This window comes from Pseudonocardia nematodicida, assembly GCF_040105385.1.
In the GTDB taxonomy this organism is placed as follows: domain Bacteria; phylum Actinomycetota; class Actinomycetes; order Mycobacteriales; family Pseudonocardiaceae; genus Pseudonocardia; species Pseudonocardia nematodicida.
Genome location: NZ_JBEDNQ010000002.1, coordinates 133,714 through 156,861, shown reverse-complemented (window position 1 = coordinate 156,861; position 23,148 = coordinate 133,714). Strand labels below are relative to the sequence as shown.

19 protein-coding genes are annotated in these 23,148 nt (G+C 74.5%); 9 read left to right on the top strand and 10 right to left on the bottom strand.

The genetic code is table 11. The features are described from left to right. Positions 1 to 9: 9 nt before the first annotated feature. From WIS52_RS05080 to WIS52_RS05055, 6 genes are read right to left on the bottom strand one after another with little or no spacing between them, the layout of a single operon-like run. Positions 10 to 864: an alpha/beta hydrolase gene (locus WIS52_RS05080; RefSeq protein ID WP_349296929.1), complete on the bottom strand. Its 855-nt coding sequence runs from the start codon at positions 862 to 864 to the stop codon at positions 10 to 12. A gap of 4 nt (positions 865 to 868) precedes the next feature. Next, positions 869 to 1,684, bottom strand: a complete 816-nt coding sequence (locus WIS52_RS05075) for a 3-methyl-2-oxobutanoate hydroxymethyltransferase (protein WP_349296928.1) — start codon at positions 1,682 to 1,684, stop codon at positions 869 to 871. A 10-nt stretch (positions 1,685 to 1,694) separates the two neighbouring features. Further along, on the bottom strand, positions 1,695 to 2,210 hold the full coding sequence (locus tag WIS52_RS05070) for a hypothetical protein (protein WP_349296927.1): 516 nt from the start codon (positions 2,208 to 2,210) through the stop codon (positions 1,695 to 1,697). A gap of 5 nt (positions 2,211 to 2,215) precedes the next feature. Further along, positions 2,216 to 3,502, bottom strand: coding sequence for an aromatic ring-hydroxylating dioxygenase subunit alpha (locus tag WIS52_RS05065; protein ID WP_349296926.1), 1,287 nt, complete (start codon positions 3,500 to 3,502; stop codon positions 2,216 to 2,218). A gap of 57 nt (positions 3,503 to 3,559) precedes the next feature. Further along, complete coding sequence (locus tag WIS52_RS05060; RefSeq protein WP_349296925.1) at positions 3,560 to 4,780, bottom strand: NAD(P)/FAD-dependent oxidoreductase; 1,221 nt, start codon at positions 4,778 to 4,780, stop codon at positions 3,560 to 3,562. Then, the gene (locus WIS52_RS05055) at positions 4,777 to 5,100 is read right to left on the bottom strand and encodes a 2Fe-2S iron-sulfur cluster-binding protein (RefSeq protein WP_349296924.1); all 324 of its coding nucleotides are present in this window, start codon (positions 5,098 to 5,100) and stop codon (positions 4,777 to 4,779) included. Before WIS52_RS05055 ends, WIS52_RS05060 begins: the two co-directional genes overlap by 4 nt. A gap of 312 nt (positions 5,101 to 5,412) precedes the next feature. On the opposite strand from WIS52_RS05055, the gene WIS52_RS05050 reads away from it, so the two are divergent. The 5 genes from WIS52_RS05050 to WIS52_RS05030 are packed head-to-tail and all read left to right on the top strand — an operon-like array spanning position 5,413 to position 10,268. Further along, on the top strand, positions 5,413 to 6,951 hold the full coding sequence (locus WIS52_RS05050) for a tripartite tricarboxylate transporter permease (protein ID WP_349296923.1): 1,539 nt from the start codon (positions 5,413 to 5,415) through the stop codon (positions 6,949 to 6,951). After that, on the top strand, positions 6,948 to 7,502 hold the full coding sequence (locus WIS52_RS05045) for a tripartite tricarboxylate transporter TctB family protein (RefSeq protein ID WP_349296922.1): 555 nt from the start codon (positions 6,948 to 6,950) through the stop codon (positions 7,500 to 7,502). Before WIS52_RS05050 ends, WIS52_RS05045 begins: the two co-directional genes overlap by 4 nt. After that, a complete protein-coding gene (locus WIS52_RS05040) occupies positions 7,499 to 8,518 on the top strand; it encodes a Bug family tripartite tricarboxylate transporter substrate binding protein (protein WP_349296921.1) in 1,020 nt (339 codons plus the stop codon). Before WIS52_RS05045 ends, WIS52_RS05040 begins: the two co-directional genes overlap by 4 nt. Next, a complete protein-coding gene (locus tag WIS52_RS05035; protein ID WP_349296920.1) occupies positions 8,515 to 9,504 on the top strand; it encodes a substrate-binding domain-containing protein in 990 nt (329 codons plus the stop codon). The genes WIS52_RS05040 and WIS52_RS05035 overlap by 4 nt, the downstream gene beginning before the upstream one ends. Positions 9,505 to 9,518: 14 nt before the next feature. Continuing rightward, on the top strand, positions 9,519 to 10,268 hold the full coding sequence (locus WIS52_RS05030) for a class II aldolase/adducin family protein (protein WP_349296919.1): 750 nt from the start codon (positions 9,519 to 9,521) through the stop codon (positions 10,266 to 10,268). Positions 10,269 to 10,302: 34 nt separating this feature from the next. Here the strand turns inward: WIS52_RS05030 and WIS52_RS05025 are convergent, their stop codons facing one another. Then, positions 10,303 to 11,604 carry a YibE/F family protein gene (locus tag WIS52_RS05025; RefSeq protein WP_349296918.1) on the bottom strand — a complete coding sequence of 434 codons (1,302 nt, stop codon included), beginning with the start codon at positions 11,602 to 11,604 and terminating at the stop codon, positions 10,303 to 10,305. A 634-nt stretch (positions 11,605 to 12,238) separates the two neighbouring features. Between WIS52_RS05025 and WIS52_RS05020 the strand changes: the two genes are divergently transcribed. Next, positions 12,239 to 14,251 (top strand): intein-containing Rv2578c family radical SAM protein, encoded by a 2,013-nt coding sequence (locus WIS52_RS05020; protein WP_349296917.1) that lies wholly within the window; start codon positions 12,239 to 12,241, stop codon positions 14,249 to 14,251. 34 nt (positions 14,252 to 14,285) lie between these two features. On the opposite strand, the gene WIS52_RS05015 is transcribed toward WIS52_RS05020, so the two are convergent. Beyond that, complete coding sequence (locus WIS52_RS05015) at positions 14,286 to 14,453, bottom strand: hypothetical protein (protein ID WP_349296916.1); 168 nt, start codon at positions 14,451 to 14,453, stop codon at positions 14,286 to 14,288. A gap of 93 nt (positions 14,454 to 14,546) precedes the next feature. Between WIS52_RS05015 and aspS the strand changes: the two genes are divergently transcribed. The 3 genes from aspS to WIS52_RS05000 all read left to right on the top strand — a co-directional run bounded on the left by aspS (position 14,547) and on the right by WIS52_RS05000 (position 21,270). Further along, positions 14,547 to 16,391 (top strand): aspartate--tRNA ligase, encoded by a 1,845-nt coding sequence (aspS, locus tag WIS52_RS05010; RefSeq protein ID WP_349296915.1) that lies wholly within the window; start codon positions 14,547 to 14,549, stop codon positions 16,389 to 16,391. Between the two features lie 177 nt (positions 16,392 to 16,568). Continuing rightward, positions 16,569 to 17,777 (top strand): hypothetical protein, encoded by a 1,209-nt coding sequence (locus WIS52_RS05005; protein WP_349296914.1) that lies wholly within the window; start codon positions 16,569 to 16,571, stop codon positions 17,775 to 17,777. A gap of 55 nt (positions 17,778 to 17,832) precedes the next feature. Continuing rightward, the gene (locus WIS52_RS05000) at positions 17,833 to 21,270 is read left to right on the top strand and encodes a BTAD domain-containing putative transcriptional regulator (RefSeq protein WP_349296913.1); all 3,438 of its coding nucleotides are present in this window, start codon (positions 17,833 to 17,835) and stop codon (positions 21,268 to 21,270) included. Between the two features lie 192 nt (positions 21,271 to 21,462). Here WIS52_RS05000 and WIS52_RS04995 read toward each other — a convergent pair whose 3' ends face one another. Both WIS52_RS04995 and WIS52_RS04990 read right to left on the bottom strand, forming a co-directional pair. Then, positions 21,463 to 22,617, bottom strand: coding sequence for an aminotransferase class I/II-fold pyridoxal phosphate-dependent enzyme (locus WIS52_RS04995; RefSeq protein WP_349296912.1), 1,155 nt, complete (start codon positions 22,615 to 22,617; stop codon positions 21,463 to 21,465). Beyond that, on the bottom strand, positions 22,614 to 23,135 hold the full coding sequence (locus WIS52_RS04990; protein ID WP_349296911.1) for an Lrp/AsnC family transcriptional regulator: 522 nt from the start codon (positions 23,133 to 23,135) through the stop codon (positions 22,614 to 22,616). Before WIS52_RS04990 ends, WIS52_RS04995 begins: the two co-directional genes overlap by 4 nt. Positions 23,136 to 23,148: the final 13 nt, after the last annotated feature.

The following is a 23,148-nucleotide window of genomic DNA, read 5'->3' as shown; positions in this document are numbered from 1 at the left end:
AGGGGCCGTTCACCCGCCGTGCTCGACGAGGAACCGCAGCACCCGCTCCGGCGCCGTCTCCTGCGTCTGCTCGGCCACCGGTACGTTCCACAGCTGCGAGCCGTGCAGGCACTCGTGCAGGAACCAGGCCGCCGAGCGGGCGTGCGAGCTGTCCTGACCGGGCACCACCAGCGCCGGGACGTCGGAGGCCAGCAGGTCCTCGGGTTCGGGGCCGGGCACGGTGTCCCGGTCGAACATCGTCCGCACGAGTCCGTCGAGCACCGTGCGGTAGCGCTCCGGGTCGAGGCCGGAGTAGGCCGCGGCGAAATCCGGGTCGCGGCGCAGTACCGGTGCCCACGGGCCGACCGCGGCGTCCGCACCGAAGCCGGCGTCGGAGCCGCGGGCCCGCGCGACCACCGCCGCGAGACCGTTCGCAGCGGCGAACGCGGCGTGGTCGGCGAACCGCCGATGCTGGGTCATCCGGTACCGGGCCCCGCCGGCGGGGGAGTAGAGCACCATCCCGCACGTGCGTTCCGGATACTGGACGGCGAACGTCGTGGCCACCGAGGCGCCGACGCAGCCGCCCATCACGAACGCGCGCCCGATCCCCAGATGGTCGAGCAGCCCCGCGCCTTGCGCGGCGTAGTGCGCCCAGCCGATCCGCTCCACCCGCCCGCCGGACCGGCCCGCCTCGCGCCGGTCGTAGGCGATGCAGGTGAAGCGCTCGGCGAGCCGTTCGACGATCCCGGTGATCCGGTACACGCCGTGCGTGGCCCAGTTCTCCAGCGTGGCGTTGAATCCGCCGGGGGAGAACAGCAGCAGCGGCGGGCCGTCGCCGGTCACCTCGTAGCGGGTGGTCAGTCCGTCGATCGTGGTCGTCGGCACGGGTTCACCTCCCGCCGCGGATCTGCCGGCCGGCCCGCACGTCCCCGGCGTAGGCCGAGATCGCCTCGAAGCTGATCCGGGCCACGTCGGCGTAGCTCTCACGCGGGTCGTCGAGTTGCGAGGCCGCGTAGCCGATCGCCGCGTTGGCCATCCGGACCCGGCCGTCGAGCCACGGGCCGCCGCCGTGCCCGCCGAGCACCGGGACGGACACCGCCTCGACCACCGCCGGTCCGGCGACCGGGCCGGAGTTGGTGAAGTTCAGCAGCGACGCACCGGCCGCCTCCAGGGCCTTCGCCTCGGCCACCATCTGCTCGGCCATCGCGGGCGGGACCTCGCTGTCCGCCCCGGGGGTGGTGTCGTAGCCGACGCCGTGCCGCAGCGCGGTCTGCGGGGTGATGCCGAACTGGGCGAACACGGGTATCCCGGCCCGGTGGACGGCCGTCACGGCGTCGAGGTGGTCGGCGGCGCCGTCCAGCTTGACCATGTCGACGCCGGCCTCCTTGACCAGCCGGATCGCCGCGCGGACCGCCTCGCGCGGACCCTCCTGCAGCGGGCCGAACGGGAAGTCACAGGACAACAGGGCGTGCCGGGTCCCGCGCCGCACGGCCTGGCAGACGACCAGGAGCTGCTCGAACGTGATCTCCAGCGGGTTCGGCTGGCCCCACAGGTTCATCCCGACGGTGTCACCGACCGAGATCAGGTCGACGCCGGCGCGGTCGACGATCCGCGCCATTTGATAGTCCCACGCCACCACTCCGACGATCTTTCGTCCCTCCTGCTTCATCGCCCGGAGTGCCGGAACGGTCATCGGTTCGCCCATCGGGTCCTCCTCAGGCACGGATCGCGGTCAGCAGGTCGGTGAGGTCGGTCGGGGCGGCGCCGACGAGCAGTACCCGGGCGTACGGGCGCAGTGCGTGGACCGTCGGGGCCGTGTCCCGGTCCTCGCCGAGGACGACGCCGGCGGTCATCACGCCGCGCTCGGCGCAGGCCTGGCCGATCCCGGCGGCGGCGTCCGCGGCGTCCCGGCCGGCGCGCGCCGTGGCGACCATGACGACGACGTCCGCGGTCGCGATCTCGTCGGCGAGCTCGGCCGGGGCTCCCGAGGTCCGGCGCAGGAGGGGCCGCTCGCCCCGCCCGGCGTCGAGCGCGTAGAAGCGCGCGGCGGCCCACTCGTCGCGGGCGATGCGCCGGACCAGCGTGGCCGCGTCGTCGTCGAGGGCGACGACCCGGGCGCCGGGCCGGCTCTCGACCCTCGCGTCGATCCGGTAGCCGGCTTCCGTCGCGGTCGTGGCCAGGGCGCAGCTGCTCTGCAGGATCGGTCGTCCCGTCGGGGCCGGATACGTCATGGCTCTCACACCGACGCGTGCGGCTTGCCCGGTTCCGCGGTGAGCGCGTCCCGGCTGGAGTCGATGAACGCGGTGTTGCGGGGGAGCACCACCGCCGCCGACCGGACGTGGTGGTGTGCGGGGTCGACGCCGGGTGGCACGACCCCCTGGTCCCGTAGTGCGACCGCGGCCCGGCGCAGCTTCTGGCGGGCCTTGATGATGCCCGCGTCGGCGGAGACGAGGCGCTCCCGGGAGCGGTCGACGACCGGCCCCATGCTCTCCTGCAGCGAGGAGTCCTGGATGGCGATGCCCTTCACGCCGGAGAAGTACTCTCCGCGACGCTGGGCCTCGCGGTCCATCAGATAGTCGTTGTCCCGGTTCGCCACCGGCCGGTACGTGCCAGGGATGTTCTCGCTGTGTACCCCGTGCCCGGCCTGCATCGCGGCGAGCTCGTCGTCGCTCAACGGACGGGTCGGGTGGTAGTCGAACGAGTAGGCCCAGCAGTTGTGGTCGTCGATCGGGATCCACCAGTGCCCGTGCACCGGGTGGTCACCACGCGGGGGCACGAGCGTGAAGCTGGGCATCACCCAGGGCGTGATCCGCCAGTAGTACGAGTCGGCCTCGGCGTTCCGCCGGGCGCCGACGAAGAGCCCGCCCTCAGCGTCGGCGACCTCGAAGAACGGCCGCAGGTCGTTCATGTTGTAGTCGTTGCCCTTGGCGCCCTTGAACAGCGGATCGTTCTTGAGCCCGCCGGAGTGCAGCCACGAGACGTGGCTGGAGTCGATCCCGCCCTCGAACGCCTGCAGCCAATTGCACTCCTGCCAGCGCTTGGACGTGTAGTTCTGCTCCGGCGCGACGCGTGAGAACTCGAACTCGGGCAGCGGTGGGCGCGTGGCCGGATCGCCCATGTGGGTCCAGAGCACGTCGCCGATCCTGACCAGCGGGTAGGAGCGCAGCCGGACGTGCGCGCAGAAGTTGCTGTTCTCCGGCTCCGACGGCACCTCCATGGCCTGTCCGGTGACGTCGAACTTCCAGCCGTGGTACGCGCAGCGCAGGCCGCCCTCCTCGTTGCGCCCGAACCACAGCGACGCCCCGCGGTGCGCGCAGAACTCGTCGATCAGCCCGTACCGCCCGGTGCTGTCCCGGAACGCGATCATCCGCTCGGAGAGCAGCTTGACCCGGACCTGCGGGCAGTCGTTTTCGGGCAGCTCCTCGGCGAGCAGCGCCGGGATCCAGTACTGCCGGAACATCTCGCCCATCGGTGTACCCGGTCCGGTCTGCGTCAGCAGCTCGTTGATCTCTGTCTTGAGCACTGCAACCCCTCCGTTGCTCGGTGCCGAACGGTCGTGTCGGTCGATCGGGTCGATCGCTCAGGTGCCGACGAGTTCCTTGAGCGGACGGTCGGACCGGCGCGCCACCTCGGCGGGCAGGGCGATCCCGCGGGTCAGCGCCCGCCGCACGACCAGGAAGTCGGCCGGCGAGTTGACGGCGTCGACGGCCTGGAGCCGGCCCGCCCGGTAGTGCAGGGCGGCGAATCGCTCGGTCGCCGGATCACCCCGGACCACGACCTCGTCGGCCTCGTGGGCCAGGCCGGCGATCTGGAGCTTGAGGTCGTGCTGGTCGGACCAGAACCAGGGTGTCTCGTGCGGTGGGGGAGTCCCGCCGGTCAGCGTCGCGGCCGCGACCTTCGCCTGGTGGACCGCGTTCTGCACCGACTCGACGCGGACCGGGCCCGCGCCGGGAACGGTGGGGTGGGGCTGCAGGGTGCAGTCGCCCGCGGCGACCACGCCCGGCAGTGCGGTCCGCGCCGCCCGGTCGACCGGGATCCCGCCGGGGCAGTCCAGGCCCAGCCGCTCGGCGATCCCGGTCCGTGGGTCACAGCCGATGCCGACCAGTACCAGGTCGGCCGGCAGTTCCCGGCCGTCGCCGAGGACGACCGCCCGGACCCGGGCGTGCTCGCCGCCGAGCGCGGCGACCGTCCCGCCGAGGACGACCCGCACGCCCCGCCGCTCGTGGGTGTCGCGGTAGAACGTGGACACGGCCGGGGCGACGGCCCGGCCCATCAACCGGTCGGCGGCCTCGACCACGGTGACCGATCGCCCCTGTGCGGCGCAGTGTGCGGCCACCTCCAGACCGATGAACCCGCCGCCCACCACGACGATCCGGTGCGCGCTCCCGAGCCCCGCGCGCAGGCGGTCGGCGTCGGCGCGGTCGCGCAGATGGTGCACCCCGTCGAGATCGGATCCCGGGACGTCGAGCCGGCGGACGCCGGTGCCGACGGCCAGCGCGAGACGGCCGAAGGGGATCTCCCGGCCGCGGTCGGTCACCGCCCGTCCGTCTGCGAGGTCGGTGACCCGCTCGCCGGTGACCAGGTCGATGTCCCGATCGGCGTAGAACGACGGCGCGCGCAGGGCGAGCCGGTCGGCGTCAACGGCGCCGGCCAGGTACCCCTTGGACAGCGGCGGTCGCTGGTAGGGCGGGTGCGGCTCACCACCGACGAGGGTGACCGGCGCGGTGTCCCCGCCCTCCCGCAGTGCGACGGCCAGCTGGACCCCGGCGTGACCCGCGCCGATGACGAGGGTGCCGCTCACGGCTGCTCCGGCGGGACGTCGACCGTCAGGCCGTCGTGCTCGTCGGTCACGGTGATCTGACAGGACAGCCTGCTCCCGGCCCGCCGTTCGGACACGGCCAGGTCCAGGAGGTCCTCCTCCATGTCGCCGGGCGGGTCGAACAGGGCCACGAAGTCGTCGCGCACCCAGACGTGGCAGGTCGCGCAGCTGGCGTTACCGCCGCACTCCGCGACGATGCCGCTGACACCGTTCTGGGTCGCGGTGACCATCACCGAGTCCCCGCCCCGCGCGTCCACGACCGTGCGGGTGCCGTCCGGCAGGACGAACAGGACCTTCGGCACGAGAGACCTCCCTGGCGGCGGGCGAACAGCCTCGTTGGTCGGAGGCGATTGGTATGACATCATGCCAATCAGCGCGAAGCAAGACCGCTTCCGGCGCTGTGCGGGAAGTGCGCGGCCCGGCCGGACGCGTTGCCGGCGTGGGCGCTGGTCGAACTCAAGAAATTATTGGACTGACAATAGCCCAATGCGCCGTCGGTGTGGCAGGGTCTGCGCGACGCATCGCCCCCGGCCCCGGTCTGGCCGAGGCCGCGGTACGTCCCGCTCACCCCATTCGGCTCACCGAGGAGCCGACGGCGAGATCACGGAGGATCCATGGGAGAAGCGCTCCTCAGCAGCCTCACCCAGCTGCTCCAGCCACAGACACTGCTCCTGATGCTGATCGGCGTCGCCGTCGGTTTCGCGGTCGGCATCCTCCCCGGTCTCGGCGGGGCGGTGACCCTCGCGCTGATGCTGCCGTTCGCCGTCGGCCTCGAGCCGGTCCAGGCGTTCGCCTTCCTGCTCGGCATGCTCGCCGTCACCTCGACCGCCGGCGACATCACCTCGGTGCTTTTCGGGGTGCCCGGGGAGGCGACCTCGGCCGCGACCGTCCTCGACGGCCATCCGATGACGAAACGCGGCGAGGCCGGCCGCGCGCTCGGCGCCGTCCTGTCGGCCTCGGCACTCGGCGCCGCGTTCGGGGCGATCGTGCTGGTCGCGGTGATCCCGATCGTGCGGCCACTGGTGCTGGCGTTCGGACCGGCCGAGTTCTTCGCCCTGACGATCCTCGGCCTCACCTTCGTGGTCGCCCTCTCCGGTGCGAAGATCCTCCGCGGTTTGCTGATGGCCCTGTTCGGGGTGCTCGTCGCGATGATCGGTATCGACGCGCAGGAGGGCGTGCCCCGGTACGCCTTCGGCGAGCTGTACCTCTGGGCGGGGATCCCGCTCGTGCCACTGGTGGTCGGCCTCTTCGGTGGCGCGGAACTGCTCCAGCTGATGATGACCAAGGGATCGATCAACCGCTCCGGGAAGGCGGTGTCCGACGCCGTCGCGGCCGGCGAGGAGGTGCGGGCCAGCGGGATGTCGGCGCTGCTGAGCGGCGTCCGGGACACCTTCGCCCACTGGTGGCTGGTGATCCGTTCCGGGGCGATCGGCGTGGCGGTCGGGATGATGCCCGGTGTCGGCGGCTCGGTCGCCCAGTTCCTGGCCTACGGACACGCCCAGCAGACCTCGCGCCGCCCGGAGGAGTTCGGGACGGGAGCGATCGAGGGCGTCATCGCCGCCGGGGCCAGTAACAACGCCAAGGACAGCGGTGCCCTGGTGCCGACGGTCGCGTTCGGCATCCCGGGTGGTGCAGCGACGGCCGTGCTGCTGAGCGCGTTCCTGGTGGTCGGCCTCGACCCCGGGCCGGAGATGCTCACCACCGACCTGGACGTGACGCTGTCGATGGCCTGGATCGTCATCCTGGCCAACGTCGTCGCCGTCGCGATCGCGCTGCTCACGGTGCGGCACCTGGTCAAGCTGACCGACGTCCCGAGCACCTACATCGTCCCGGCGCTGCTCGTCCTGCTGACCATCGGCACCTACACGGCGAGCAACAACTTCGGCGACGTGCTGGTGATGCTGTGCGCCGCGGGGATCGGTGTGGTGTGCGTCCGGTGGAACTGGCCGAGGGTGCCGTTCCTGCTGGCCGTCGTGCTCGGGTCCATCGCCGAGCGCTACCTGTTCCTGTCCGTGTCGCTGTACGGGGCCGAGTGGCTGACCCGGCCGACGGTCGTCGTCATCGGGGTGATCGCGGCACTGGCGCTGCTCCGCCCGCTGCTGCGGCGTCGCCGTGCCGTCCGCAGCGCGACCACGAGTGGGAGTCCGCGATGAGTACCACCGACCGCACATCCGGCGACGGCGCGGAGGCCCGGGCCGCTGTGGACGACGCCGTGCCGGCAGGGCGCGGCATCGACCGCTCCGGTGTCGTCATCTCGGCGACGCTGCTGGTCGTCTTCGTCGTGGCGCTCGTCCTGGCGGGCGACTGGAGCTTCCGCGCCGCGCTCACACCGCTGCTGGTGTCGGGCACCGGTGCGGCGCTGAGCGGCCTGTACCTCGTCACGGCGCTCGTCGGGCGCCGCCGGGGGAGACCCCCGTCGGCCGGCGACCGGCCGTCCTCCGGCGACGAGACGGCCCGGGTGTTCCGGGAGGCCGATCGCCGGTCGTGGGTCTCGGCCCTGCTCTGGACGGGCGGGTTCTTCCTGGCGACCTGGGTGCTCGGGCTGGCCGTCACCGCGGCCTGCTTCGCGGCGGCCTACCTGCGCGTGCAGGCCCGGTCGGGCTGGCCGGCCTGTCTCCTCTACGCCGTCGCGATCGGCCTCACGACGTGGCTCCTCTTCGGCGTCGTGTTCGAGATCGCACTCCCGGAAGGGCTGTTCGGATGAGACTGCGTACGACACTCGCCGGCGTGCTCACCAGCCTCGCGGTCCTCGCCGCGTCCGGCTGCGGCGCCGCCCCGGCGACACTGCCCGCCGACGAGTTCTACCGGGACCGGACGATCGAGTTCGTGGTCCCGTACGAGCCCGGCGGTGGATACGACCTGTACGTCCGGGACATCGCCCCGTATCTGGCGTCGTGCACCGGAGGACAGGTCAAGGTCGTCAACGAAGCGGGCGCGGGCGGCCTCCTCGCCACGTCCAACACCGCGGCGGCCGCACCGGACGGGACCCGGGTGCAGATCGTGAACACGGTCGGGGCCGTCACCGCGCAGATGGGCGGTGCCGACGGCATCAACTTCCGGCTCGAGGACCTGTCCTGGGTGGCCAGGATCTCCGATGAGGCCAATGTGGTCGTGGTCGCGGCGGACGGACGGTTCGACAGCGTCGACGCGATGCGGGACTCGGTCGATCCGGTCCGGTTCGTCTCCACCGGACCGGGGTCGAACGACTACGTCAACCCGCCCCTGCTCCAGCAGATCTTCGACTTCCCGGTCGAGGTGATCAGCGGGTTCGCCGGGTCCGGCGAGGCCAGGACCGCGTACCTGCGCGGTGACGCCGACGCCCAGGTGCTCCCCGTGGCGAGCACGATCGGCGGCATCCGTTCCGGTGAGCTACGTCCGGTCCTCGTGATCGGTGACTCGGAGAGCCCCCAGCTCCACGACGTCCCCCGTGCGCGGGATCTGCCGGTCGCCGGGACGGACCAGCGGGAGACGCTGTCGTCGCTGCTCGACCTCGTCGCGCTGAGCCGGACCGTCGCCGCCCCGCCGGACCTCCCGCCGGACCGGCTGGACTTCCTGCGCGAGGCGTTCGCCTGTGCCCTGGAGAACCCGGACCTGGTCGCGGCCTCGGCCGAACAGCGCCGGCCGATCGGGTTCATGCCGGGCGCCGAGCTGGCCGGCGCGGTACGCGAGGTCCTGAACGCCGACCCGGCGTTCCAGCAGATCGTCCGGGACATCACGTGAGCCCGCTGCCGGTGTCCCTGGCCTGTTGGGACTACGACCGGACCCGCGCACTCGCCGACGGTGGCGTGCGGCCGGTGGGGGTGGACCTGACCTACCTGTGCCTGCCGGTCGAGGAGACCTTCTTCCGGATGCTGCGGCACCGCGAGTTCGACGCCGCCGAGATGTCGCTGTCGTCCTACGTCACGCACGTCGCCGCGACCGACTCCCCGGACCTGGTGGCGCTGCCCGCGTTCCCGTCCCGGGCGTTCCGACACCACGGGATCTACGTCCGCACCGACAGCCCGGTCACCGACCCCGCCGAGCTCGCCGGTGGTGTGGTCGGGGTGCCGGAGTACCAGCTCACGGCCGTCGTCTGGATCCGCGGCATCCTCGCCGACCGGCACGGCCTGCCGGTGCGGTCGGTGCGGTACCGGACCGGGGGGATGCACAGCCCCGGGCGGGTGGAGAAACAACCGCTCGCGCTGCCGGCCGGTATCGATGTGGAGCCGATCCCGGCCGACCGGACCCTGGTCGACATGCTGGTCGACGGCGAGATCGACGCGCTGTACGCGCCGCGCACACCACGGCCGTCGCAGCCCGGATCGGTGCGCACGCTCTTCACCGATCCGCGGGCGGAGGAGGAGCGCTACGCGGCCGAGACCGGCATCTTCCCGATCATGCACACCGTGGTCCTGCGCCGGGACCTCTACCGGCGGCACCCCTGGCTCGCCGGGTCGATGCTGACGGCGTTCGAGCGTTCCAAGGAGCTCGTCGAGGCCCGGATGACCGAGGCCGCGGCGAACCCGACGATGGTGCCCTGGCTGTCCGACGAGCTCGACCGCACCCGCGCGCTGCTCGGCGAGGACTTCTGGCCCTACGGGCTGGAGGCCAACCGGGGGGTGCTGGAGGTGTTCCTCCGCTACGCCCACGAGCAGGGCCTCACCGGCCGCCTTCTGGAGCCCGACGAGCTGTTCGCGCCCGAGACCCGAGAGGCCGTGATCATCTGACGGCCCGCGGGACGGTGACCGCTGCGGGGGTTCGCCGGCTGCGCCGGGAGATCGCGCTGGGCTGCCGCGTGCTGGCCGCGCGGGGTCTGGCCGACGGGTTCCTGGGGCACATCAGCGTGCGGCTCGACGCGGCCCGGATGCTGATCCGCTGCCGGGGGCCCCGGGAACGCGGACTGGCCCACACCGAACCGGCCGACGTCCGCGTGGTGGCGGTCGACGGCTCCGGGGATCCTGGTGGCGGCTACGCACCGCCGGCCGAGCTGCCGCTGCACACCGAGATCCTCGCGGCACGACCGGACGTGCGCTGCGTCGTGCACGCGCACCCGTTCGCGGTCGTCGCCGCGGATCTGGCCGGGCATCCGGTCCGGCCGCTGTTGGGGGCCTACGACATCCCGGGCGCGCACCTCGCCGCGGGGGGCGTCCCGGTGTACCCGCGCAGCGTGCTGGTGCGGACGCCGGACCTCGGCCGCGAGGTGGCCGAGGCGCTCGGGAGCCGGCCGGTGATTGTCCTTCGCGGACACGGACTGACAGCGGTGGGGGCGGGGCCGGCGGAGGCCGTGCTGCGCGCACGCAGCGTGGACGTGCTGGCGAGGGCGGCCCTGGCCGTCGCGGCGGCCGGCGGGACCCCGGCTCCCGTTCCGGAGGCGGACCTGGCGGAGCTCCCGGACCTCGGTGGCGGTCTCAACCTGACCGTGGCCTGGCGGCACGAGATCGCGCACCTTCCGTCCCGCCGCTCGTGGTCCGGCCGTCGGTACCCGAAGTGAGGAGGAACCGGATCGGGCCGGTGCGTCGCGAGCACTACCGCCGGGCGCAGACCAGCGCGGCGAGCCCGGTGGTGACCGGGACCGAGGCCACCAGCCCGATCGACCCGACCAGCGTCCGGACGATCTCGGTGGCGACGTCCTGGCTGGTCAGCACGTCACCGACGCTCCCGGCCGCGACCGTGAACAGCAGCATCAGCGGCAGCGCGGCACCGGCGTAGGCCAGCACCAGGGTGTTCACCGCCGACGCGACGTGGTCGCGGCCGATCCGCATCCCCGCCGCGAAGAGATCCTTCGCCCCGAGCTCCGGGTTCGCCGCGCCCAGCTCCCACACCGCCGAGGCCTGGGTGACGGTGACGTCGTCGAGCGCGCCGAGCGCGCCGATCACCAGCCCGGCCAGGATCAGGCCGCGCGGGTCGATCGGGGCGTCGCCGAGGGTGCCGATGAGGTTCGCGGTGGTGTCGTCGAGCCCGGTCAGCCGGGTCGCCGCGGTGAAGACGTAGCCGAGCACCCCGATAAGCGCCAGCGACGCCAGGGTGCCCAGCACCGCGCACGACGTCCGCGCCGAGACCCCGTGTGCCAGGTACAGCACCGCGAACATGATCAGGCAGGCGCCGACGACGGCGACCGCCAGCGGCGCGTGCCCGGACAGGATCGAGGGCAGCACGAAGCCCAGCAGCACCACGAAGCTCAGCACCAGGCCGGCCAGCGCGGCGAGCCCGCGCAGCCTGCCGAGCAGCACGACGGCGAGCGCGAACGCCCCGGCCAGCCACACCAGCGCGGGCGTCCGCTGGAAGTCGTTGATCTGGTAGGAGCTCGCCGCGTCCGGGTCACCGCCGGAGTAGGACATCGTCACCGGGTCGCCGACGGCGAACCGCGGGCTCGACGGCTCGTTCGGCACCAGCTGGACCAATTCCCTTCCCTCGCGCGGCCCGTCGGTCATGGTCACGGTGACGCCGGTGCAGGCACCGTCCCCGGAGTTGGGGGCACAGTCCGCGACCTGCACGGCCGTCACGTCGGCGCGCACCTGCTCGGTCCGCGGGAGCTCCGATACCGGGAGCTCGCCGGGCCAGAGCAGTACGACGCCGGCGAGCGTCGCGAGCGCGCACGGTACGAGCAGCGCGATCAGCAGGGTGCGGATCCGCCGGCCGGCCGGGGTGGCGGGGCCGTGTCCGTGTCCGTGCCCGTGGCCGTGCCCGGTCGCTGCGGCGTCGTCGGCGGGCGGGGGAGGGGGCCCGGACCGGCGGGACGCGCGGGTACGGGTGGCCCGGCGTCCGGTGTCCGCACCGTCCGGATGGTCGGTACCGGCGCCGACGGGGATCGCGCCGGTGTCCCGCACACCCGCGGTCGAGGGGGTGGCCCGGTCGGCGTCCGGCCACGGTTCCCGGGGGTGCGGGGGGCCGGTCCGGCGGCCGGGACCGCGTCGACGGGCCCCGGCCGGGTACGGCTCTCGTCCGGGCCGGTGCCCGTCGTGACCGTGCCGGTCGTACGGCTCATCGTACGCGTCGGGTTCGTGACCGGTCCGTTCGTAGCCGTGCGAGTCGTAGCCGCCCGGTTCGTGGCCGTGCCGGTCGTACTCCCGCCGGTCGTGGTCGTACGGGTCGTATCCGTCCCGCTCGTACCCGCCGCGTTCGTATTCCCGGTCGGAGCCACGTTCCGGGACCGGGTCATCCCCTGGACCACGCCGGACGTCCGGCGGGCGGTGCCCACCGGTGTGCCCGGTCGCGGGGCGTGCGTACGGACCGGTCTCGGGCGGGCGTACGGCACGGCGGCGTCCGGTGCCGGGCTCGGATGTGGGCTCGCCCCGGCCGGACCGTCCGTCACGGCCGCCGGGCGGACCGTGACGGGGGTCGTGGGGCTGCACGGCCCCATCCTCGCAAGCGCCCCGCGCCGGCCCGACCGGTGCTCGCCCGGACGACACCGCCGGGCGCCGACCGGTTGCCCGTTGTTCGAATATGTGTTCGACTCAGTGGGTGCGGTGGAGCGGACAGCAGGTGGGGATGGACGGGGTCGGCGGCGACGCGGCGCTGCCGGGGATGCGCGGGTTGCTGCGATCGGTGCGGACCCCGGAGTTCGCCGGCACGGTCTTCCACGAGGTGGAGGCGCGCTCGGTGCTGAACCGGGTCGGGGCGTCGTCGCCCGTGCCGTTCGGCTGGACGGTGAACCCGTATCGAGGCTGCTCCCACGCCTGCACCTACTGCCTGCGCGGGGACACACCCGTGCTCATGGCCGACGGCCGGTCCCGGCCGATCGCGGACCTGCGTCCGGGCGACGAGGTGATCGGAACGGTGCCGGACCGGCGCGGCCGGCGCCGCTTCGCCCGCACCCCGGTCCTGGCGCACTGGTCGACCCGGCGCCGCGCCCAGCGGGTGACCCTCGACGACGGCACCGTGCTGGTCACCTCCGCCGAGCACCGGTTCCTCACCGGAGACGGCTGGGCGCACGTCCGGCCGGGCCGCTGCCGCGCGTCGTCGGACCGCCCGCACCTCCGGCCGGGAACGGCGCTCGTCGGCCCCGGGGCCGACGCGGTGCCGGGCGGGGAACGTCCCGAGGGCTGGACGGAGGGCTACCTCTGCGGGCTGGTCCGGGCCGACGCCGTGCGGGCCCGGGTGACGGCGGAGCCGTTCCCGTCCGCGTGGGTCGAGCTGGAGGCGCTGACCCGCGCCCACCACCTGCTCACGACGGTGCGGCCGGTCCCGGCCGGCGGTCCGTCGCTCCCGGAGCGCGGGGGAGGGCGCACCGTCGGCGTCACCGCCTGGCCCGCCCGGCCCGGCGCCGGCTGGTCGGCCGGGTTCCTCGGTGGCCTGCTCGACGGCTGCGGCGAGGTCACCGCCGGGGTGTTGCGGATCGTCCCGGGCGACGAGGCGCTGGCCCGCGCCGGTGTCGACGCGCTGCGCCGGCTCGGGTTCCGGGTCGCGACCGAACCGTCCGGGCGGCCGGGGGTGCGGGTGCTGCGGCTGCTCGGCGGGGTCGCCGAGCAGCTCCGCCTGGTCGCGCTCGCGGACCCGGCGGTAGCGCGGGTGCGCGATGTCGGCGGCGCGCTCGTCGAGCCGGGGCCGCGGGGAGAGCCGCGGGTGGTGTCGGTCGCCGACACCGGCGAGATCGTGCCGATGTTCGACATCACCACCGGCACCGGGGACTTCGTCGCCGCCGGGGTGGTCAGTCACAACTGCTTCGCCCGCAACACCCACACCTACCTCGACCTGGACGCGGGGACCGACTTCGACTCCCAGATCGTGGTGAAGGTGAACGTCGCGCGGGTGCTGGAGCGTGAGCTCGCGAAGCCGTCGTGGGCCCGCGAGCACGTCGCGATGGGCACCAACACCGACCCGTACCAGCGGGCGGAGGGGCGGTACCGGCTGATGCCCGGCGTGATCTCCGCGCTCGCCCGGTCCGGGACGCCGTTCTCGATCCTGACCAAGGGCACTGTCCTGACCCGGGACCTGCCGGAGCTGAGCGCGGCCGCGGCCGATGTCACCGTGGGCACCGGCGTCTCGATCGCGCTGCTGGACCGGGACCTGCAGGCCGGGCTGGAACCGGGCACGCCGAGCCCGCGGGCCCGGCTGGACCTGGTCCGCCGGATCACCGACGCGGGCCTCCCGTGCGGGGTGATGGTCGCGCCCGTCCTACCGTGGCTGACCGACTCCGACGAGGCCCTCGATGCGCTGCTCGCCGAGATCGCGGCGGCCGGGGCGACGCGGGCGACGGTGCTGGCGCTGCACCTGCGGCCCGGCACCCGGGAGTGGTTCCTGCGGTGGCTGGCCCGTGAGTACCCGGCCCTGGTCGGCCGCTACGAACGGCTCTACCGGCGCGGTGCCTACGCCGGCCGGGAGCACCGCGAGGCGCTCGCCCGGCGGGTCGCGCCGCTGCTGGCCCGGCACGGGCTGGACCGGCCGCTGCCGAATCCGCGGGATCCGGGGTGGCAGCGGATCCCCGAGCAGGCCCCCGCGCCCGACCCGCGGGAGGGGCAGCTGAGCCTCATGTGAACGGAGTCGGGGCCGCTCACCGTGGGCTCACACGTCACCGTGGTCCGTCCTCGGCGGGATCGCCGAGTGCTCCGTCATCGAGCAGCGCCTCGACCTCCGCGCGGTCGCGGGACCAGGCTCGCGCATCGACCGGCGGCAGCTCGTCGAGCAGCCTGTCGACCTCGCCGGCCGGGACCGCGCGACGCAGCCTCTTCTCCGCCATCTGCCCACGGCCACGAGTCCGCTGTGCGCAGGTCGCCGGTCGTCGTAAACCTGGTGGCGGCGCCCCCGGGCCCGGCCGATAGCCTTGACCGCCGTGATGCGAACCCACCCCGTCGGCACCCTGCGTGCCGAGAACGCCGGCCAGACCGTGACCCTCGCCGGATGGGTGGCCCGCCGCCGCGATCACGGTGGCGTGATCTTCATCGACCTCCGCGACCGCTCCGGGTCCGCCCAGGTCGTCTTCCGCGAGGGCGAGATGGCCGAGCGCGCCCACCGGCTGCGCTCCGAGTTCTGCGTGCAGGTCGTCGGGGAGGTCGTCCGGCGCCCCGCGGGCAACGAGAACCCCGAGCTGCCGACCGGCGACATCGAGGTCACTGTCACCGGGCTGACCGTGCTGTCGGAGGCCGCGCCGCTGCCGTTCCCGGTCGACGAGCACACCGGCGTCGGCGAGGAGATCCGGCTGACGCACCGCTACCTAGACCTGCGCCGCCCCGGCCCGGCCGCGGCGATGAAGCTGCGCAGCGACGTCAACAAGGCCGCCCGCGACGTGCTGGCCGCCGAGGACTTCCTCGAGGTCGAGACCCCGACGCTGACCCGGTCCACCCCCGAGGGCGCCCGCGACTTCGTCGTCCCGGCCCGGCTGCGGCCCGGGTCCTGGTACGCGCTGCCGCAGAGCCCGCAGCTGTTCAAGCAGCTGCTCATGGTCGGCGGGCTGGAGCGCTACTACCAGATCGCGCGCTGCTACCGGGACGAGGACTTCCGCGCCGACCGGCAGCCCGAGTTCACCCAGCTCGACGTCGAGATGAGCTTCGTCGAGCAGGACGACGTCATCGCGCTCGCCGAGAAGGTGCTCGTCGCGCTCTGGAAGCTGGTCGGGTACGACGTGCCGACCCCGCTCCCGCGGATGCCCTACGCCGAGGCCATGTCCCGGTACGGCTCGGACAAGCCGGACCTGCGGTTCGGGATCGAGCTGACCGAGCTCACCTCGTACTTCGAGGGCACCGGGTTCCGGGTGTTCCAGAACCCCTACGTCGGCGCCGTCGTCATGCCGGGCGGGGCGTCGCAGCCGCGCAAGGTGCTCGACGGCTGGCAGGAGTGGGCCAAGCAGCGCGGCGCCCGCGGGCTGGCCTACGTGCTGATCGGCGACGACGGGCAGGTCGACGAGCGCGGCCCGGTCGTCAAGAACCTCTCCGAGACCGAGCGGGCCGGGCTGGCCGGGGCCGTCGGCGCGAACCCGGGCGACTGCATCTTCTTCGCCGCCGGGAAGCCGTCCGAGGCCCGCGCGCTGCTCGGCGCCGCCCGTGGCGAGATCGCCCGCCGGATCGACGCGATCGACGAGTCCGCGTGGTCGTTCGTGTGGATCGTGGACGCGCCGCTGTTCGAGTCGGCCGCCGACACCGACGACGTCGCGGTCGGTGCGGGCGCCTGGACCGCGCTGCACCACGCCTTCACCTCGCCGACCCCGGACTGGATCGACAAGTTCGAGTCCGACCCCGGCAACGCGCTGGCCTACGCCTACGACATCGTCTGCAACGGCAACGAGATCGGCGGCGGCTCGATCCGTATCCACGACGCCGAGGTCCAGAAGCGCGTCTTCGAGATCATGGGGCTGACCCAGGACGAGGCGCAGGAGAAGTTCGGGTTCCTGCTCGACGCGTTCGCCTACGGCCCGCCGCCGCACGGCGGGATCGCGTTCGGCTGGGACCGGATCACGGCGCTGCTCGCCGGTGTCGACTCGATCCGCGAGGTCATCGCGTTCCCGAAGACCGGCGGCGGCTTCGACCCGCTGACCCAGGCCCCGGCGCCGATCACCGCGGCCCAGCGCAAGGAGGCCGGTGTCGACGCGAAGCCGGCCGCCGCTGCCCCCGGCGGCGCCCGCCCCGGCAAGCCGGCCGAGACCGGCGGCGGTGCCCCGGAGAAGCCGGCCCCGTCGGCCTGACCGGCAGCGCTGCCGCGCAGGTCGTGGCTTTCGCCGCACAGGCCGTGACCTGTGCGCCGCGGCCGGATCCTGTGCGGCGCTGCCGGGCCGGGAGCGTTCCTACCGCCCCGCGCCGCTCGCCGGTTCGTGCCGTCACGGCGCGGACCGGGGCGCGGACGGAGGGTAGGGTTTCCGGCGATGTCCGATCCGTACGCGACCCCCACGGCGGTCGCGGCGGCGGCCGGTGCTGCCCGGCTGCTGTCGCGCCGGGCCGGCTCGGAGGTCGAGCTCTCCGAGCCCGAGGATCTCGGTGGCAGCGGGAACTCGGTCGTCGCCCGGGCCCGGATGGGACAGAACCCGTTCTCCGACCGCCGCAGCGTCGTCGTCAAGCAGTACTTCCCGATCACCGCCGAGCCCGCGGCGGGCGGGCCGGCCACGTCCGACCCGTTCCGCTATGAGGTCGCGTCCTGCCAGCTGTTCACCGCGCTGCCCACCGACGTCCGGCCGAGCCCGGCGATCATCGCCCACGACCCGGAGCAGCGGCTCCTGGTGCTGGAGGACCTCGGACGCAGCTCGACCCTGGCCGACAAGCTCTTCGGCCACGACCGGGAGGCCGCGAAGTCCTGCCTGCTCGGCTGGGCCCGCGGGCTCGGCCGCATGCAGGCCGCCACCGCCGGCCGGGAGGGTGACTTCGGGGCCCTGCTGCGCCGGCTGGGGGAGAAGGTCCGCCGGGACCCGGTCGCCGACCAGGCCCGGGCCGCGCTCGCCGGGCTGCCCGAGCTGCTCGGGACCGACCTCGGCGTCGCGCCGCCGGAGCTGGCGGTGCTGGAGGCCCGTGCCGCGGTCCGGCTGCTCGGCGGCACCGGGTTCCGCGCGTTCAGCCCGTCCGACACCTGCCCGGACAACAACCTCGTGACCAGCCGCGGTGTGCGGTTCGTCGACTTCGAGTGGGGGTGCTTCCGGGACGTCGTGCTGGACGCCGCCTACGCCCGCGTCCCGTTCCCGGGGTGCGCGGCCAGCTTCGCGCTGCCCGCGGGGATGGGTGAGCAGATGCTCGAGGCCTGGCGTATCGAGGTCGCGCCGGTGTGGCCCGAGCTCGACGATCCCGACCTGCTCGCGTCCCGGCTGACCGACGCGCACGTGCTGTGGGTGTGGTGGTCGACGTGGATGCTGCTGCCGCGGATCCGGCACCGGGACGGTCCGATCGGCAGCGACGCCGGCCGGTCGCCGCGGATCAGCACCGCGCTGCGGCACTACTGGCGCGGGCTGGCCGGCATCGCGGCGGCCACCGGGCTGCCGGGGACCGCGGAGCTCGCCGGCGCGGTCGTCGACGCCCTGGACGAACGGTTCCCGGACGCGCCGTCCGAGCTCCCGCTGTTCCCCGCGTTCCGCACCGCGGGTTCGTGACACGGGGTCCCGCCGAGGGCTGATCTTCCACCGCGCATCGGTCTACGCTGCGCGCGTGGCGGACGTGACGATCACCGCGTTCGGGCCGATATCGGCCCGTGTCCACGGGGAGCCGGTGGAGCTGGGCGGCCCCCGGCAACGCGCCGTGCTCGGCGTGCTGGTCGCGGCCGCGGGCCGGGTGGTGTCGGCCGACCGCTTCACCACGGACCTGTGGTCCACCGGTGCTCCGCCGCACGCGCTGGGGTCGCTGCAGGCCTACGTGTCGCACCTGCGTCGCCTGCTCGAACCGGACCGCGCTCCCCGGACGCCGGCGTCGGTGCTGGTCAGCGCGGTGCCGGGCTACGCGCTGCGACTCCCGCCCGACGCGGTCGACGTGTGGTCGTTCGACCGTCTCGTCGCCACGGCGGCCCGGTCGGCGGACCCGGCACAGGTGGTCGAGCTGGTCACCGGGGCGCTGGCACTGTGGACCGACGAGCCGTTCGCCGCCTACTCCGGATCGGAGTGGGCGGACGTCGAGATCGCGCGGCTGCGCGAGTCGCGGGCCACGGCGGTGGAGCTGCGCGCGGCCGCCGCACTGGACCTGGACCGGCCACGGGACGTCCTGGCCGACGCGCTGCTGGGCGCCGACCCGTTGCGGGAGCCGGCGGTCGCGCTCCGGGCCCGGGCGCTGTACCGGGCGGGCCGTCAGCGGGAGGCGCTGGCCGAGCTGCGGGCGTTGCGCGCGCGACTGGCCGACGAGCTCGGCCTGGACCCCGGCCCCGCGCTTCGGACCCTGGAGTCCGACATCCTGACCCAGTCCCCGGTCCTCGACAGCCCCGGCCCACTCGCTCCCGCGCCGGGCCGGGCGGGTGCGGCGCCGGGTGACAGCGGTGGTGAACGTGGCTCCGTCGGCTCGACGGGGGCCGGGGGTGCGGCGGGCCCGGTCGATGCAACCGTCCCGGCCGACGCGGCGGTCCTGGCCGATGCCGCGGGCCCGGGCGGCGCGGCGGATCCGGTCCGCCCGGACGGCGCCGTCGGATCGGACGGCGCGGCGGGCCCGGAACCGCCGGATCCCCGCACCCGCCTCGTCGGCCGCGACGCCGAGCTCGCCCGGCTGGCCGCGGCGGCCGGGCGGGGCGACGGGCAGCCGTCGGTCGTCTGGGTCGAGGGGGAGGCGGGGACCGGCAAGTCCGCGCTGGTCGAGGAGTACGCCCGGTGTGTCGACGGAGTCCGGGTCACCCGCGGTCGCTGCCCTGAGGCGACGGGCTCTCCGCCGGGATGGCCGTGGCAGCAGGTCCTCGGCGAGCTCGCCCCCGGCGACGACGACCCCGGCCCGTCGGGGGCCTTCGACCTCGCCGGCCGGGTCGCGTCCGCGGTCGCCGCACACCCCGGCGTCCTGGTCGTGCTGGAGGACGTGCACCGGGCCGACGAGGAGACCCTGCAGGTGTTGCGCCAGCTGCTCGGTTCGGGGCGGGGTGGCGGCCGGCTCCTCGTCGTCGCGACCTTCCGCAGCGTGGAGGGCGGTCCGGAGCTGCTCGCCACCCTGGCCGCGACCACCGGCCGGACCGCGGACCGGATCGTCCTCGGTGGACTCGACGACGACGCGGCGACCATCCTGCTGCGCGACCTGCTCGACCGCCCGCTGCCGGATGCGGCCTGGCGGGAGCTCGTCGAGCGCGCGGCCGGGCACCCGCTGTTCCTGCGCCAGCTGGCCGGCGTCGTCGCGCTGGAGGGGCCGGCCGCGGTCCGCTCGCTGCCCCGGGCCCTGCGGGACCTGCTCACCCGCCGGCTCGAGCAGCTGCCCGCCCGTGCGGTCAGCACGCTGTCCCGGGCCGCGGTGCTGGGCCGCGACGTCGACGTCGACCTCCTGCTGGAGCTGTCGCCGCCGCGCGGGACCGACGGCGAGGAGGAGGTGATCGACGACCTGGACGCCGCCGTCGTCGCCGGGCTGCTGGAGACGGTGCCGCCGGGGGAGCTGCGGTTCACCCACGTCCTGGTGCGCGACACCTGCTACGAGCGGATCCCGCCGCTGCGCCGGGCCCGCATGCACCTCGCCGCGCTGACCGCGCTGGAGCAGCGCGCCGGCGACCGGACCTTCCTGCTGGCCGAGCACGCGGCCCGGTCGCTGGGGCCGGCGACCGCGGCCCGGGCGCTGCCGCACCTGGAGCGGGCCGCGCGACGGGCCGGCGACGGCGGCGCCCCGGCCCAGGCGGCCGGGTACTGGCGCGAGGTGCTGGCCGCGCACCGGCTGGGCGCGGGCACCCCGGCGGGCCGGCTGGCGGCGCACCGGGAGCTGGTGGCGGCCGTCGCCGGGAGTGGCGACGTCGTCGGCGCCCGCCGGGAGCGGGAGGTCTCGCTGGCCGCCGCCCGCGAGCTCGGGACCGACACCGACGTCGCCCGGGCATGGCCGATCCCCGGACCGGCACTGTGGACGGCCCGTCCGTTCGACCCCGCGGACAGCGCCGCGACGGCCGACGAGATCGGCCGGCTGCTGGACCGGATCGACCCCGCCGACCTGCGGCTGCGGGCCGAGCTCCTGGTCACCCGGGCGCAGGAGGCCGAGCCGTGGCTGCTCGACGTCGCGCTGCCCAGCACCCGCGAGGCCGGCCGGCTCGCCGACGGCCTGGGGGACCCGCTGCTGCGCTGCCGCGTGCTCAACACGCGGGTGGTGCAGGCGTTCACCGACGACGACACCGCGGAGCTCGGCCGCTGCGCCGCCGAGCTGATCGAGGCCGCCCGGGCCGCCGACGACCCGGACTACCTGGCGCTGGGCCACCTCGTCGCCGCCTCGGACGCGGTCGGCCGCGCCGACACCGCCGACCGGGACCGCAACCTCGACGCGGCGGTGCGGGCCAGCCGGACCGGGCGGCTGGGCACGATGCTGCTCGCCACCCGGATATCCCGCGCGACCGACGCGGTGCTGCGCGGGAGGATCGGCGAGGCCCGCACCCTGTTCACCGACGTCGTCGACCGGCTCGGCGCCGAGGGCGAACCCAACACCGAGATCATCCGGGCCTGGACGTCGGCGACGGTCGAGCTCGCCGCAGGCGACACCGGAGTGCTCGTCGAGCGGCTGCGTGCGGTCGCCGCGCACGCGCACGGCGGCGTCGACGACCTGCTGGTCACCGCGCTCGTCGACGCCGGCCGGCCCGACGAGGCCCGCGCGCTCTGGCCGCTCCCGCCGTGGCCGCGCGACGCCACCTGGCTCGCGGTGACCGCGCTGCGGGCCCGCAACGCGGTGGCGCTCGGCGACCGTGCGGCGACCGCCGCGGCGCACGAGGAGCTGCTGCCGTGGTCGGGCCGGCTGGTGTGCACCGGGAACGGGCTGCTGGTGCTCGGCCCGGTGGACCTGTTCCTGGCCCGCACGGCGCGCGTCCTGGGCGACGACGCCGGGTCCGCCCGGTTCGCCCGCCGGGCCGGCGAGCTGGCCGGCGCCCTCGGCGCGGCCCATTGGGCGGCCCGCGCCGAGGAGCTGGCCCGGGAGCCCGCCGACGCCGAGGCGGGTGAGCGATGATCGCCGTCTTGGTGCCGATCGGTGCCATGGATGGCCTCTCCCGGGACCCGGTCGACGATCTTCGCGGCGGTGGGGGAGTCGGCTGGGTGCCGGGGTCCGGTGATCGCCGTTCCGGCGCCGGTCGGTGCCATCCGTGGCACTGTCCGGGACCCGGGCGATGATCACCCGGTGCGGCCGGGAGAGCCGGTGGCGTCAGAGCCGGCGCAGGAAGTTCCCGATCCGCTCGACGGCCGTCTCCAGCTGGGGCAGCGCGGTCGCGTACGAGCAGCGGACGTGCCCCTCGCCGGAGGGCCCGAACACGGTCCCCGGGACGACGGCGACCGACTCCTCGCGCAGCAGCCGCTCGGCGAACGTCTCCGCGTCGAGGCCGCTCGCGCGGATCGACGGGAACGCGTAGAACGCGCCCGCCGGTTCCGGGCAGTCCAGCCCGACCTCGCGCAGCCCCTTCACGAACACCCGGCGCCGGCGGTCGTAGTCGGCGACCATCTCGGCCACCTCGCGCTCGGCACCGGCCAGGGCCTCGATCGCGGCGGCCTGCGAGACGTGCGGGGCGCACAGCATCGTGTACTGGTGCACGCGCAGGCACAGCTCGGCGATCGGCGCGGGCGCGGCCAGCCAGCCGACCCGCCAGCCGGTCATCGCCTGGGCCTTGGAGAACCCGCCGAGCACCACGGTCCGCTCCCGCGCGCCGGGCACCGCGCCGAGGCAGGTGTGCACGCCGTCGTAGGTGAGACGGTCGTAGATCTCGTCGGATACCAGGTACAGGTCGTGCCGCTCGGCGAGTGCGACGAGTGCGCGCAGCACCTCCGGCGGCTGCACCGCGCCGGTCGGGTTGGCCGGCGACCCGATGAGGATCGCCTTGGTCCGCGGCGTGACCGCCGCCTCGACCGCGGCGACGTCGATGGCGAATCCGTCCGCGGCCCGCGTCGCCACCTCGACCGGTGTGCCCCCGGCGAACCGCACGCACGGCTGGTAGGCGACGTAGCAGGGCTCCGGGACGATCACCTCCTCGCCCGGGTCCAGCAGCACCCGCAGGGCGAGGTCGAGCCCCTCGGAGACCCCGGTCGTCACCAGGCACTCGGTGGCCGGGTCGTAGTGGGCGTCGTACCGGGACGCGAGGTCGGCGCAGATCAGGTCGCGCAGCCGGGGGAGCCCGGCGTTGCCGGTGTAGGTGGTGTAGCCGTGCTCCAGGGCGTAGATCCCGGCCTCGCGGATCCGCCACGGGGTCACGAAGTCCGGTTCGCCGACGCCGAGGGAGATCACGTCGTCCATCTCGGCGGCGATGTCGAAGAACCGGCGGATCCCGGACGGCGGGATCGCGGTGATCGTCGTGTTGAGCGGTCTCACGGGGTCACCGGCAGCCGGTGGTCCGGCTCGGGTTCGGCGAACGTGTCGCCGTCGCGCTTGTGCGTGGCCAGCACGAAGTGCGTGGCGGTGGACCGCACCCGGTCGATCGTCGACAGCTTCTGGGACACGAAGTCGCTGATCGCCCGGATGTCCGGGCCGATGACCGTGCAGCGCAGGTCGTGCCCGCCGGAGACGAGATGGCAGTCCCGGACCTCGTCGAAGCGGGAGATGCGGTGCGCGACGTCGTCGAACCCGACCCCGCGCGCCGGGGCCACAGCGACGTCGATGAACGCCGTGACCTGCGCCCCCGCCCGGCCGGCGCCGGCGACGTGGCCGTCCGGTGTGCCGTCCTCGTACCGGGCCCAGTCGACGACGGCGCGGTGCCGCCGGATGACACCGGTCCGCTCCCATTCGGCAACCCGGGTGTCGACCTCCTCGACCGGCAGGCCGAGCATGGTCGCCATCGTGGCGTGGCCGAGCGACGCGTCCCGTTCCAGCAATTCCAGGATCTCCCGCACGGTGATGGACCCT

Bases quoted from the DNA above. Each gene is read 5' to 3' on its own strand.
- WIS52_RS05075 (WP_349296928.1), bottom strand. From the start codon at position 1,684: ATGGGCGAACCGATGACCGTTCCGGCACTCCGGGCGATGAAGCAGGAG.
- WIS52_RS05070 (WP_349296927.1), bottom strand. From the start codon at position 2,210: ATGACGTATCCGGCCCCGACGGGACGACCGATCCTGCAGAGCAGCTGC.
- WIS52_RS05050 (WP_349296923.1), top strand. From the start codon at position 5,413: ATGGGAGAAGCGCTCCTCAGCAGCCTCACCCAGCTGCTCCAGCCACAG.
- WIS52_RS05045 (WP_349296922.1), top strand. From the start codon at position 6,948: ATGAGTACCACCGACCGCACATCCGGCGACGGCGCGGAGGCCCGGGCC.
- WIS52_RS05040 (WP_349296921.1), top strand. From the start codon at position 7,499: ATGAGACTGCGTACGACACTCGCCGGCGTGCTCACCAGCCTCGCGGTC.
- WIS52_RS05015 (WP_349296916.1), bottom strand. From the start codon at position 14,453: ATGGCGGAGAAGAGGCTGCGTCGCGCGGTCCCGGCCGGCGAGGTCGAC.
- WIS52_RS05005 (WP_349296914.1), top strand. From the start codon at position 16,569: ATGTCCGATCCGTACGCGACCCCCACGGCGGTCGCGGCGGCGGCCGGT.